Here is a 13,000-nt window from a genome sequence, read left to right as displayed (position 1 = left end):
GCGTATAATCATGGTATATTAGAACTCGAATATATCATTCAAAAAAGGGGTGAAGGCATGTTCAATTTCGATCCGTTATATTATCCGTATTCTTCTCGCAGAATGACGGTATTTGCACAAAAGGGAATGGTGGCAACCTCACAGCCATTGGCTGCCCAGGCAGGATTAGATATGCTGAAAAGGGGTGGAAATGCCGTCGATGCAGCGATTGCAACGGCAGCATGCTTAACTGTTATGGAGCCTACATCAAATGGCATAGGGGGAGATGCTTTTGCTTTGGTTTGGATCGATGGCAAGCTGCATGGTTTAAACTCCAGCGGTCCGGCACCCAAAAGCATATCCATTGAGGCCGTACATAAAGCAGGGTATAAGGAAATTCCCAAATACGGTTGGATTCCTGTTACGGTGCCTGGAGCACCGGCTGCATGGGCAGCCCTGTCCGATCGATTTGGCAAGCTTCCTTTGACGGAAGTGTTAAAGCCAGCCATTGAATATGCGGAAAACGGATATCCCGTATCTCCGGTACTAGGGAAATTTTGGAATAGAGCATACCGGATTTATAAAGAATTAAAAGGCGAAGAATTTAAGTATTGGTTTGAAACCTTTGCACCAAATAACAGGGCTCCTGAAATTGGAGAAGTTTGGCGTTCGGTAGATCATGCGAGGACATTGCAATCCATTGCCGAGACAAAAGGAGTCTCCTTTTATCAGGGAGAATTGGCTGGAAAAATTCATCAATTTTCTCAGAAATATGGGGGTTTTTTAACCATTGAGGATTTGGCTGAGTATTCACCTCAATGGGTAAACCCTATCGGAATCCATTACCGTGGTTATGATGTTTGGGAAATCCCTCCCAATGGACAAGGATTGGTGGCCCTGATGGCCTTAAACATCCTCAAGGGGTTTCAATTTGCTGAGAGAGATTCCCTAGATACCATTCATAAACAGATTGAAGCTCTTAAGCTTGCTTTTGCCGATGGGAAAAAATACATTACTGATCCCGATAAAATGAAGGTATCAGTTGAAGATTTATTATCCGACGGTTTTGCAGAAGAAAGGAGAAACCTGATTCAGGATCAGGCGATCATGCCGGAAGCAGGCTCACCGGCAAAGGGAGGAACGGTATATCTGGCCACGGCGGATCAAGATGGAAACATGGTCTCTTATATTCAAAGCAATTACATGGGATTTGGCTCTGGATTAGTGGTGCCGGGAACAGGGATAAGTTTGCAAAACAGGGGACATAATTTTTCCCTAGACTCTTCCCATGATAATCGGTTGGAGCCTGGGAAGAGGACATACCATACCATTATTCCTGGCTTTTTAACCAAAGAAAATGAGGCCGTTGGGCCGTTTGGTGTAATGGGTGCATTTATGCAACCCCAGGGTCATCTTCAAGTCATCATGAACACCATTGATTTTCATTTAAATCCCCAAGCGGCTCTGGATGCCCCCAGATGGCAGTGGTTAGATGGGAAAATAGTGGAAGTGGAGCCTTCTTTTCCGCCACATATCGTTGAAGCTTTAGGCAGAAGAGGACATCAGATTCAGGTGGCAGCGGATTCAGGGAGCTTTGGACGGGGACAGATCATCTGGAGAGACCAGAAGTCAGGGGTGCTTGCTGGAGCCACTGAACCGAGGGCAGATGGAACAGTAGCAGCATGGTAATAGAGGAAGTCCAAAAAATCCGGAAAAAATTGCTGTCGAATTTGAACAGACTCCGGTAGGAAATTTTCCCAGTTATTTTGGCAAAATGGATAACTTTTAATCAAAATGCCAAAACTAACCCTGGGAGGTGATCGATATGCCGAAAGAAACCATGGCCGGAACCAATGTAAACAAGGTTCGTGCTCAAAATCAAGCATCTGCTGCAGGAAACAGTGATGTAGAATTTGCTTCTGATACTGATGCGCAAAAAGTGCGCCAGCAAAATCAAAAATCTGCAGCAAAAAAGAAGTAACAAGCGATAAAGAAAGCACGTGAATGATTTAAATGCTTGACAGGGATTGGATAAACCAATCCCTTTTCTTTATACATTGGTTTTCGCTATTAAGGACTTGGCGATAAGCCAAGTTTTTCTAATGATTATATGGTACAATATGGTTACCGTTTCGCATGATGAGGAGGTCCTCCTGTTGATAAGAGTGGAACAATTAACCAAGATTTACGGATCAACTCCCGTGGTGAATGACATTTCATTCTCGGTTTTCGAAGGGGAGATCTTTGGATTATTGGGGCCTAATGGAGCCGGAAAAACCACGACAATGGAAATGATGGAGGGTCTGAGGAAACCGGATAAAGGGCAGATTTTCATTGATGGATTGGATTTCTGGAGGGATAGCGCCAAAATAAAGGAAATCATTGGCGTTCAGCTTCAATCCACTTCGTTATTCGAACTTTTGAAGGTTAAAGAGATCCTCTCGCTATTTGCTAGCTTTTACCAGAAACGAGAGCCGGTAGATCAGCTGCTGAAGGAACTCATTTTAGAAGAAAAAAAAGAAAATCTGGTTAAGGAATTATCTGGTGGACAAAAGCAGCGGCTGGCCATCGCCACTGCGCTGGTAAATCAGCCTAAAGTTATTTTTTTAGATGAGCCGACAACCGGCTTAGATCCTCAGGCCAGGAGAGGGTTGTGGGATATTATCCAAAAGCTGAGGGAGCAGGGGAAAACTATCCTGTTATCCACCCATTATATGGAAGAAGCTGATCATCTTTGTGATCGGATTGCCATTATGGATCAAGGCCGAATAATCGCCCTTGATACCCCTGGTAATCTAAAGAAGAGGATCGGGTTTTCAGGAACAATTCATTTTCGTACTCCTAAAACTGATCTGGAAAGCCAAAACTGGTATTTAGATCAAGTAGAATTGGTTCAAAAGAATGGGGATGAAGTCATTCTGTTCTCCAGGGACATCCATCAAACCCTGAAGAATTTGTTTCATATCATTGACCAGGGGGTAATCATCCATGACCTTCAATCCCATTCTGTTACTTTGGAAGATGTATTCCTCCAGTTAACGGGAAGAAGGTTGAGGGATTAAATGAAATCATATGTACAATTAACGTTGGCCCAACTCAGGTTATTTATGAGAAATAGGCAGGTTATTTTTTGGACCCTGCTATTTCCCTTATTTATGATGTTTCTCTTTGGTTCCTTTGTTGGCCAAAGGGGAGGAATTACCGTAACAGGAGGAGTGATTGATTTTGATCAGTCGAAATATTCAAAGCAGGTCATCACCCGTTTAGCAGAAAATCCAGGAATCACCTTGATTCCGCTGACGGATGAGAAAGAAGCGAGCAGCCAACTACAGCAAGGAGAAATCTCCTTTTATATCCTCTTTCAAAGGGGGATGGGGAATCAAATTGATGAAGATTTAAAAGGCAAGGGAACCAAGGCAAATCATCCTATCAAGTTAAGATATACTTCTTCCAATATGACGCTTACCCAAATGCTAATCGCAATCGTTGAAGGAACGGTCGACCAATTAAATAAAGAGTGGTTGGGGTATACCCCCCTTCTAACTGTGGAAAAAGAGCAGATAGACATTCTTCCGCTATCATATATTGATTTTTTAATTCCCGGAATTTTGGCTTTGATGATTATGAATACCAACTTAAACGGAGTGGCAGGAACCATTGCTTCGTGGAGGGAAAGGGGAATCCTCCGCCGATTTCGAGTTACTCCTTTGCCTAGTTGGGTTTTTATTGGAAGCCAATTATCGGCTCGTCTGTTGTTGAATGGCGTACAAGCTTTCATTGTTTTGCTTATTGGATTTTTTGTTTACGGAACCCATGTTTATGGTTCGTGGATGATACTAATTCTATTTATCCTGGTTGGAACAGCGGCGTTTATGGCCATCGGATTTATGATTGCCAGCTTGGCTAAATCACCGGAAAGTGCAAACCCCATTGCAGGATTTATCTCATTTCCGATGCTTTTTCTCGGAGGGGTATTTTTTCCGATTCAAGATTTGCCAGCCTTTCTTACTCCCATTATTAAGATCATCCCGATTACCTATTTAACAGAGGGCATGAGAAGGGTGATGAATGAGGGAGCTTTAATTCAGGATGTGTGGACTGATCTATTGGTCCTTCTGTTGTGGCTGATTGGAAGCTTTATTATTTCAAGCAAAACATTTCGATGGCAATAAAAAGACTTGGCGGGAGGTCTCCCAATATACCTGAACATGAATAGGAGAATGATCAGATGATTATTGGAATCGGTATTGATTTGGTGGAAATCAGTCGGATCAAAAAAATAATAGAAAATCAGGGACGGTTTATCTATCGGATTTTCACTCCAAGGGAAATCGCCTTATTCCCCAGTAACGGCCTGCGGCGGATTGAGTATATTTCCGGAAGATTTGCGGCAAAAGAAGCCTTCAGCAAGGCGGCAGGGACGGGAATCGGTAGGAGATGTTCATGGAAGGATATTGAAATTATCCCCGATGATTCGGGCAAGCCTTATTTGTGGTTAAGCCAGGAAATGATACAAAAGCTGTCCTTTACCAGCCGGATGAAAATTCATCTTTCCATTTCCCATGGCAAGCAATATGCCATTGCCCAGGTCATTTTAGAAGACTCGTGAACTTTTATCAATCGGAATGCACCTAGTCAGCATAAATGGACAGGTAAGGACATACATATATAACGCGGTTAGGAGGGAAAAATGTGTTGTTGGTGACTGCGCAGCAAATGCGTGAAATGGACCGATTCACCATTGAAAAGGTTGGGATTCCGGCGGAGATTCTCATGGAAAATGCCGGAGTGGCAGTGGCGAATGAGGTGGAAAAAAACCTTAACCACAGGGGAACGATTCTTGTCTTGTCAGGCCATGGTAATAATGGGGGAGATGGTTTTGTTGCTGCAAGGCATTTGTCAAACCATGGACATCCGGTATTCACGTGGCTTGTGGGATCTGCGGATAAAATGAGTCCAGAAACAAAGCTTCATTATGAAGCCTTGAAAAGGGCTGGATATCCTGTTTATCGGATGGAGTCGGATTGGGCATTGTTCCAGGAGCACCTTGCAAGGGCAGAAGTGGTTGTGGACGCCTTGCTGGGAATTGGAATAAAAGGGGAATTACGGGAGCCTGTCAGGGGGGTCATATCCTATGTCAACCGGAACAGAAAAGGGACTGTCATTTCAGCGGATATTCCCAGCGGCCTGGACAGCGATACAGGAAGCGTAAAGGGAGAAGCAGTTTATGCTGATAAAACCGTCACTTTTGCTTATCCAAAGTGGGGGCATTTTCTGGGCAGGGGAATTATGCATACCGGACAGTTAATTGTTGCCGACATCTCCATTCCCCCCATGGTTTCTAAACAATGGTCAGCAAGTGCAGGGGTGCTGTTGGAGGACGAGTTGATTTCTTCCTATATCCCTCCAAGAAAAAGGGATTCCCATAAAGGAACCTATGGCCATGTCTGCATCATTTCAGGCAGCAGGCAGATGGTCGGAGCCCCTGTATTGGCTGCCCAAGGAGCTTTACGCACAGGTGTAGGGATGGTTACCTTGGCTGTTCCGCGAATTATGCTGGATGTGATTGGCACGAAGATCATGGAACCGGTTCTATGGGACTGGGAATCCACAGGAGATCATTTTTCTCCGCAAAGCTCACAGGTTTTAAGGGAGCGATTGTCCCGTTATCGGTGTGTGGCCCTAGGGCCTGGAATCGGGGTGTGGGACGGAGCGGAGGAATGGTTGGAGAGAATTCTGTCAACCTGCGAGATTCCTCTTATTTTGGATGCTGACGGAATCAATATTCTTGCCAGAAACCCTTCGATCCTTAGAAAGAAGCAGGGACCTGTGATTCTCACCCCTCATCCCGGTGAAATGTCCCGTTTGCTTGGATGCACGGTCACGGATGTAGAAGAGAACAGACGGGAAGTTTCCCTGGATTTTTCCGAAAAATTTGGAGTATATGTCTTACTAAAAGGACATCGTACCCTGATTACCACTCCGGACAAGAGAATTTTTTTAAATCATACGGGAAACTCATCGATGGCAAAAGGTGGTTCCGGAGATGTTTTGACAGGTATGATTGCCGGTTTGATTGCACAATCTGCTGATGTAGAAAAAGGATTGTTATGTGCTGCATATATTCATGGAATTGCCGGAGAGCTAAGCAGCCGCGAGTCCTTATATTCGCCAGTAGCTTCTGACCTTATTCAACAAATCGGTCGAGCAATGCAAAAATTGTCCTTAAAAGGACGGCAGGGCTGACACATTTCCCAGGAAATTGACATGGGTCCCTCCTTTGTCGAAATCAGACGAAGGGGATGATGATTCGTTGAAACGACTTAGCTTCGTTTTTATACTGTTGTTGGTTTTTACACTCCTGTTGGCAGGTTGTGGAACAAAGGATGAAGCCGATATACTTAAATCTTTGGAGAAAAAAATGGATGAATTAGACGGATACAAAGCAAATGCCTTGTTATCCATCAATACCGGGAATACACCACAACAATATGATGTGGAAATCTGGTATAAGGAACCAGATTTTTACCGAATTGCTTTAAATAACAAGGAACGGGAAATTACCCAAATTATTTTAAAAAATGAAGATGGGGTTTTTGTATTAACTCCGCATCTGAACAAAAGTTTCCGTTTTCAAAGTGACTGGCCGGACAATCAAGGTCAGGTTTATTTATATCAATCTCTGGTAAAAAGTATTTTTGATGACGGAGAAAGAAAGTTTTTACCCGAAGGTAACGTATATTCCTTCGAGGTAAATGCAAACTATCAAAATAGGAATTTGGTCAAACAGAAAATTTGGTTGAATGAAGACGGACTAACTCCCGCAAAAGTAGAAATTATGGATGCGGATGGTAATGTTTTGGTAGGTTTAGAGTTTAATGATTTTCAATTCACTTCTGATTTTGAGAAGGATTCGTTTGACAACGAAAGAAATATGACCAGTGGATTACTTCGCTCTGTTCCTGCCATGGCCCAGGAAAAACCAAAGGGCAGTTTTGGAGTGATTATTCCCTCTTATACACCGGACGGGGTGGATTTAGTAGAGCAAAAAGAAGTGACGATAGACGGGGAACCATCCGTTGTTTTGAAATTTAAAGGGGTTTATAATTACTCCTTGGTTGAAGAAAGACCAAAATCTATATCGGTCAGTTTGCCATACGGAACACCTGTGGATTTAGGGCCGGTCATTGGAGTGATGTCACTAAACGGGAAACCGTCACTCACCTGGACCTATGATGGAGTAGATTATTTGCTATCAGGAGACCTTCCTGAAGTGGAGATGGTGAGTATCGCCAAATCCGTGTTTGGGCAAACGGGTAAATAGTCCGGTAAATCATAAAGTGAAATGGACAGGAGACGCCTGTCCTTTATTTTTTTAATGTTCCTTTGTCCGATGGCGAAGTGACACTAAGACTAAAGTACGGAGTCCTAAAAACATCTGGGTAACTGAAAGATGGAGTCAGTTTGAGGGATCATGTCTATTTCCATGTTTGACAAAAAATAAAGGGATGTCTAAGATTTTAGATATATGTATATTGATAAAAGCAGGTGATTCATTTGAAAAATGATGAGATCATCATCAGGGAGGAGTCATCCTATAAAGCATTATTGCTTAGAAAGAGCTGGAGAATGAAGATGGGTGAGACCTTATTTTTTATCTTTGCTTTACTTGCCCTTGGACTCATTCTAAACAGTGATTCTACAACATATAAGATTGGTGCGTTTGTAGCTGCCGCTTTGGTCGTAGGGCTTGCACCATTTTTTTACCGCTATTGGCTGAAACCGGTATATACCCTAACGAGGAAAGAACTAATTATTGAAACCAGAAATAAGAAGATGAGAATCCCTTTATCCAAGGTAGATACAAGCTATGATTTACGACATTTCTTTCTTATAGATGGGAAAAAGACGCCCCTTATGGTATCCGATCAATTTATTTCTCAACTGACGAAGGAAATTGAAAAGAGAAATCGCAGGAAAAAATAATATAACATCAGTATGAAAATACTTTTCATATCAATTTGTGACCCTTCGAGTCATGGATGTTTAGTTCCACCGCTATACTTACTTTGAAGATAAGATGGGAAGTGGAAGGATGCAGATGAGAACCTGGGCAGAAATCAATTTGTCTGCGATATCTCACAATATTACCCTTTTTCGCAAGCATATCCCTAAAGAAGCAAATATTATGGCTGTGGTAAAGGCAAATGGTTATGGGCATGGAGCCGCTGAAGTAGCGAAGACCGCTTTGCAAAGTGGGGCATCGTGGTTGGCGGTTGCTACATTGGAAGAAGCAAAAGAATTAAGAAAAACGTTTCCATCGGTTCCCCTCTTAATACTCGGATATACTCCTCCGGAAGGAATGGGAGAAGTAGCTGAGTTTTCCTTGTCTGCTTGCGCTTTCGACAGGGATGTGTTAAAACAGGCATCAGAAGAAGGGGAGAAACGGGGAAAGATCATTCCTGTTCATTTAAAAGTGGATACAGGGATGGGAAGAATCGGTGTGACAAATAAGAGGGAATTACTATCTCTCCTCCAAGATATCAAACAATCACCCTATTTGCAGTTGGAAGGATTATTTACTCATTTTGCTTGTGCTGATGAAGAGGACAAGAGTTACTCTTATCAGCAATATGAGCGGTTTCGACAATTTATTGAATGGACTAAGGAAGAAGGAATCACTCCTAAAATCATTCACTGCTCAAATAGTGCGGCTGCAATGGCTTTTCCCGAATGGAGTCATGATGGGATACGGCTAGGAATTAGCATGTATGGTTTATATCCGTCCCCGGTAATGAAAGGTTTGAACTTTCACCTTAAGCAAGCAATGACCTTAAAGAGTAGAGTAGTTCATATCAAGGAAGTGGAAAAGGGAACTCCAATCAGTTATGGAGCCACTTATCAGAGCAAGGGTATAGAAAAAATTGCCACTATTCCGGTTGGTTATGGAGACGGTTATTCAAGGCTTTTTTCCAATCGTGGGAAAGTGCTGATTGATGGAATAGAGGCTCCCATTGTGGGCAGAGTATGCATGGATCAAATGATGGTCAATGTCACCCATATTCCTCATGTCAAGGTTGGGGATGAAGTGGTTCTTTTTGGTTATCAAAAGGATAAATTGTTGTCATTAGATACATTGGCGGAGATGATAGGGACCATAAATTATGAGATTCCCTGTGTCATTACGGGAAGAGTCCCTCGCATTTATACCCATTCTTATTGACAGGATCAGTAAACCGGTAGGATGGTGTATTTTTCATGAAAAAGATATATATGATGGTTGCAGGAGTCCCAGTGACATGGTAGAATCAACAGAGGTAAAAAAGAACTGCATTTTTGACATTGCTAACTTTTTCCTTCGACTGAAATGGAGGAATTTCGCTAAAAATGGCGAATAATATGGTATCAGTGATGTGTATCAGTGAAGTTATACTTTCTTATCTGCTAAAAAAGTATAATTTGAAAAATAAACCGACATAATGTTATTAGAATCATTGGTTTCTTTTACTCTGTGATTGGTGGCATGGAGAAGTGTTGGAGGTGTCAATGTAGGTGTCAAACATTAACACGAAACGCATTATGATTAGCTTACCGCAAAACTTACTTCAAGAGGTTGATGGTTTAGCAGCTAAGGAAAAATCAAATCGAAGTGAACTCATTCGACAGGCGATGAAGATGTATTTGCGGGAAAGAAAGAAAAAATTTATCCGTGAAACAATGCAAAAGGGTTATATGGAGATGGCAAATATTAATCTAAACATCGCATCTGAAGCTTTTCAGGCAGAGGAAGAGGCTGAGAGCACGTTAACCCGCTTGGTTAGTGGGGTGTAACACTTGATAGTTAAGCGTGGCGATGTATACTTTGCGGACCTTTCACCTGTAGTTGGTTCTGAGCAGGGTGGAGTACGACCAGTATTAGTGATCCAAAATGATATCGGTAACCGATTTAGTCCCACGGTCATCGTCGCAGCGATAACAGCTCAGATTCAAAAGGCAAAACTGCCCACGCATGTAGAAATCGACGCGAAGGCCCATGGTTTTGATCGGGATTCTGTTGTTTTGCTTGAACAGATTCGAACCATTGATAAACAGAGGTTGACTGACAAAATTACACATCTTGATGATGAAATCATGATGAGAGTGAATGAAGCCCTACAAATCAGCCTGGGGCTTATTGATTTTTGACCGGACGTCCTTACAAAGAAGTAAGGGCTTTTTTTATTTACAACAAAATCGTGATCACGATTTTGTTGTAATATAGACAGGAGATTAGAAAGAAAATAGAGAAATTATAGAAGAGGAACGATTGGAGGAAGTCTGATTTCAGATTTGTGATCTGGAGGGATTATGGATGGAGACTCAACTGATATCCTTAGTGAAAAAAAATACCGAACAAATTATTTCAGAGTGGAATAAACAGATGACCATCCATCGGGGAGAACTACAGCTTCAAAACACATCCGATGAGGACTTTGGCAACAGTAATGAAGAATTTGTTCGTTTAATCATTAAGGCCCTCTCAACAAGTGGAGAAGAGAGAAATATATTGATTAAAGATTTTGCGAAGAAAAAGATTATTCTTGGCTGGCCCATTATTTACCTGACACAAGGGCTGCATTTATTCAAAAAAGTATTTATCCGCCTCATTGATGAAGGAGATGATAATTCTTGTTCTCTTACCCTAAAAACGTTTAATGAAGTGGATGATTGGGTGGGGACTATAACCCATCTTCTGATGAAAGAATATATTGGTTCATGGGAACATACCGTAAAACAACAGCAGATTGCCTTAAGGGAATTATCTGCTCCGGTGATCCCGGTTTTTGAAGGAATCAGTGTTCTCCCATTAATTGGATCTATTGATACAGAACGAGCTAGGCAAATTATGGAAAATCTTCTGAATGGGATTATACGACATGAAACCAAAGTGGTGTTAATTGATATAACAGGAGTACCCATGGTGGACGCGATGGTGGCTCATCATATTATTAGGGCGGCAGAGGCTGCCCGTTTGATAGGATCCATGACCATTTTGGTGGGAATTCGGCCGGAAATTGCCCAGACAATCATTCATTCAGGCATTAACTTGCAGCAATTTATGACCTGTAGCTCTTTGAGGAACGGAATTACTTTAGCCCTTCAAATGACGGGAAAAAGTATTGTGGATAGGGGGCGAGAGTAGATGGAAAAAAAGAGTATGCCCATTCTAAGGATGAAGGATTATTTATTGGCTTCCATTCAAATTGAATTGGATGATGATTCGGCATTAAGATTCCAAGAAGATTTGTTAAAGGAAATCCATCGGACGGAAGCAAAGGGAGTGGTCATTGATTTGACATCCGTCAAATGCATAGACAGCTATATTGCCCGAGTGTTAAGTGATATCGTCAGCATGGCTAAGCTCATGGGTTCTGATGTCGTACTTACCGGAATTCAACCCCCCGTTGCCATCACCCTGGTTGAACTGGGAATTACTTTGAATAACATAAAAACTGCACTCAATTTGGAACAGGGATTAGCGAAGTTAAAGCAATCCGTGGAGGAATAATCTATGGAAATGACATCTTGTGTCCAAATTGAATCGGAAATGGATATCGTCTCTGCTCGGAAAATCGGGCGAGATTTAGCGAAAAAAATGGGATTTGGCGAGGTGGATCAAGCTCGGATTGCGGCGACGATTTCAGAGCTAGCCAGGAACATTTATCTTTATGCGGGAAAAGGAACCATTTGTATTTATCAGATTGCTGAGGATGGTAGACAAGGATTAACGATTGATGCAGTGGATAATGGGCCAGGAATAGATGATATTCAAAGGGCAATGGAGGATGGGTTCTCCACATCAGGAGGATTAGGTGCCGGACTCCCCGGTGTAAAGCGTTTAATGGATACCATTTCTGTTCATTCTGAACGGGGAAAAGGAACTAAAATTTCCGTGACGAAATGGCGAAGTTAGGGGGAGAAAAATGGCGTGGTCATTAATGGATCAATATAGGGACTTGCTTCTGTCTTATCTTCATGGAAAAAAAGAAAATCACCTTTATATGGGACAAAAGCTAAGCAGATGGATGATGGATGAACAAATCACCCCTGAAGAAATCATTCACATGCACTTGGAAGCCATGAAGTCCTTTGAAGAGGAATTGCCTCAAAAGGTATCTGATTCCTTTTCGTTTCTTATTGAAGTCATGGTTGGATATGGAATGGCATACCGGGAGCATCAAAGTTTGCGAAATAATCAGCAGCAATTAAATATGCAAATCGAATGGGCCGCCCAAATGCAAAGGACCCTTCTGCCAAAAGAGGTTCCTGTGATCCCGGGATTGGATATTGGAGTCATTAGCAAGCCTGCCCAGAAAATGAGCGGTGATTTCTACCAATTTCTTTATCATGGGTCTCGTCATTTGGGAGTTGCCGTTGCTGATATTGTAGGAAAAGGGGTTCCTGCAGCACTCAGTATGTCGATGATTAAATATGCGATTGATGGGCTGAAAGAAAGACAATTTCAACCAAGGGCATTATTAAAAAGGCTTAATGAATTGGTCGTCAAAAACGTGGACCCTGGGATGTTCATTACGATGATTTATGGCGTTTACGATATGGAACAGTACATCTTTCATTATGCATCAGCTGGACATGAGCCGGGATTTTATTATTGTCAGAAAGATGATTCTTTTTATGACATGAAAACCAAAGGGCTTGTTCTCGGAGTTGATCCGAAAACGGAATATCCAGAGTTTGCTTTGCAGCTTCATCCTGGGGATAAGATTTTATTGATGACTGACGGAGTTCTTGACATAAAATGGAACGGGGATTATCTGGAGAGAAGTCAACTTGCCGCAATATTCAAGGAAGAATTGGATTCATCTATGCAAAAAATGGCTGAAAATATTTACCGAAGATTGATTCATTTGTCAGACTATAAATTAAGGGATGATTTTACACTGATCGTTATGGGACGATCAGTGTAAGTTTGACCACATGTCAGAAGGGGAATAAGTACGGAAAGTGGAGGGTGGAGCTA

At 42.1% G+C, this 13,000-nt stretch carries 15 protein-coding genes; all 15 read left to right on the top strand.

Annotation, left to right across the window (positions count from 1 at the left end; all coding sequences use genetic code 11):
- Positions 1-57: 57 nt before the first annotated feature.
- The 15 genes from L1765_RS07215 to L1765_RS07140 all read left to right on the top strand — a co-directional run bounded on the left by L1765_RS07215 (position 58) and on the right by L1765_RS07140 (position 12,947).
- The gene (locus L1765_RS07215) at positions 58-1,668 is read left to right on the top strand and encodes a gamma-glutamyltransferase family protein (protein WP_236405994.1); all 1,611 of its coding nucleotides are present in this window, start codon (positions 58-60) and stop codon (positions 1,666-1,668) included.
- 136 nt (positions 1,669-1,804) lie between these two features.
- Positions 1,805-1,960 (top strand): gamma-type small acid-soluble spore protein, encoded by a 156-nt coding sequence (locus tag L1765_RS07210; RefSeq protein WP_236405993.1) that lies wholly within the window; start codon positions 1,805-1,807, stop codon positions 1,958-1,960.
- A gap of 184 nt (positions 1,961-2,144) precedes the next feature.
- Positions 2,145-3,041 (top strand): ABC transporter ATP-binding protein, encoded by an 897-nt coding sequence (locus tag L1765_RS07205; RefSeq protein ID WP_329609998.1) that lies wholly within the window; start codon positions 2,145-2,147, stop codon positions 3,039-3,041.
- Positions 3,042-4,151 carry an ABC transporter permease gene (locus L1765_RS07200; RefSeq protein ID WP_236405992.1) on the top strand — a complete coding sequence of 370 codons (1,110 nt, stop codon included), beginning with the start codon at positions 3,042-3,044 and terminating at the stop codon, positions 4,149-4,151.
- A gap of 56 nt (positions 4,152-4,207) precedes the next feature.
- Complete coding sequence (acpS, locus tag L1765_RS07195; RefSeq protein ID WP_236405991.1) at positions 4,208-4,588, top strand: holo-ACP synthase; 381 nt, start codon at positions 4,208-4,210, stop codon at positions 4,586-4,588.
- Between the two features lie 83 nt (positions 4,589-4,671).
- Positions 4,672-6,225, top strand: a complete 1,554-nt coding sequence (locus tag L1765_RS07190; RefSeq protein ID WP_236405990.1) for an NAD(P)H-hydrate dehydratase — start codon at positions 4,672-4,674, stop codon at positions 6,223-6,225.
- A gap of 34 nt (positions 6,226-6,259) precedes the next feature.
- Entirely contained in the window at positions 6,260-7,303 is a 1,044-nt protein-coding gene (locus L1765_RS07185; protein ID WP_236405989.1) for an outer membrane lipoprotein-sorting protein, read from the top strand.
- A gap of 233 nt (positions 7,304-7,536) precedes the next feature.
- Complete coding sequence (locus L1765_RS07180) at positions 7,537-7,965, top strand: hypothetical protein (RefSeq protein WP_236405988.1); 429 nt, start codon at positions 7,537-7,539, stop codon at positions 7,963-7,965.
- Positions 7,966-8,074: 109 nt separating this feature from the next.
- Entirely contained in the window at positions 8,075-9,202 is a 1,128-nt protein-coding gene (alr, locus tag L1765_RS07175) for an alanine racemase (RefSeq protein WP_236405987.1), read from the top strand.
- 356 nt (positions 9,203-9,558) lie between these two features.
- On the top strand, positions 9,559-9,810 hold the full coding sequence (locus L1765_RS07170) for a CopG family ribbon-helix-helix protein (RefSeq protein ID WP_236405986.1): 252 nt from the start codon (positions 9,559-9,561) through the stop codon (positions 9,808-9,810).
- A gap of 3 nt (positions 9,811-9,813) precedes the next feature.
- Positions 9,814-10,164: a type II toxin-antitoxin system PemK/MazF family toxin gene (locus L1765_RS07165; RefSeq protein WP_236405984.1), complete on the top strand. Its 351-nt coding sequence runs from the start codon at positions 9,814-9,816 to the stop codon at positions 10,162-10,164.
- A 166-nt stretch (positions 10,165-10,330) separates the two neighbouring features.
- Positions 10,331-11,161, top strand: a complete 831-nt coding sequence (locus L1765_RS16110) for an STAS domain-containing protein (protein WP_329609997.1) — start codon at positions 10,331-10,333, stop codon at positions 11,159-11,161.
- On the top strand, positions 11,162-11,527 hold the full coding sequence (locus tag L1765_RS07150; protein WP_236405983.1) for an STAS domain-containing protein: 366 nt from the start codon (positions 11,162-11,164) through the stop codon (positions 11,525-11,527).
- 3 nt (positions 11,528-11,530) lie between these two features.
- Positions 11,531-11,932 carry an anti-sigma regulatory factor gene (locus L1765_RS07145; RefSeq protein ID WP_236405981.1) on the top strand — a complete coding sequence of 134 codons (402 nt, stop codon included), beginning with the start codon at positions 11,531-11,533 and terminating at the stop codon, positions 11,930-11,932.
- Between the two features lie 10 nt (positions 11,933-11,942).
- Positions 11,943-12,947: a PP2C family protein-serine/threonine phosphatase gene (locus tag L1765_RS07140; protein ID WP_236405979.1), complete on the top strand. Its 1,005-nt coding sequence runs from the start codon at positions 11,943-11,945 to the stop codon at positions 12,945-12,947.
- Positions 12,948-13,000: the final 53 nt, after the last annotated feature.

Origin of the sequence: Microaerobacter geothermalis, assembly GCF_021608135.1 — a bacterium.
GTDB lineage: Bacteria > Bacillota > Bacilli > DSM-22679 > DSM-22679 > Microaerobacter > Microaerobacter geothermalis.
Note: the sequence above shows the minus strand (reverse complement) of the source record. Positions and strands in the feature narration are given on the sequence as shown.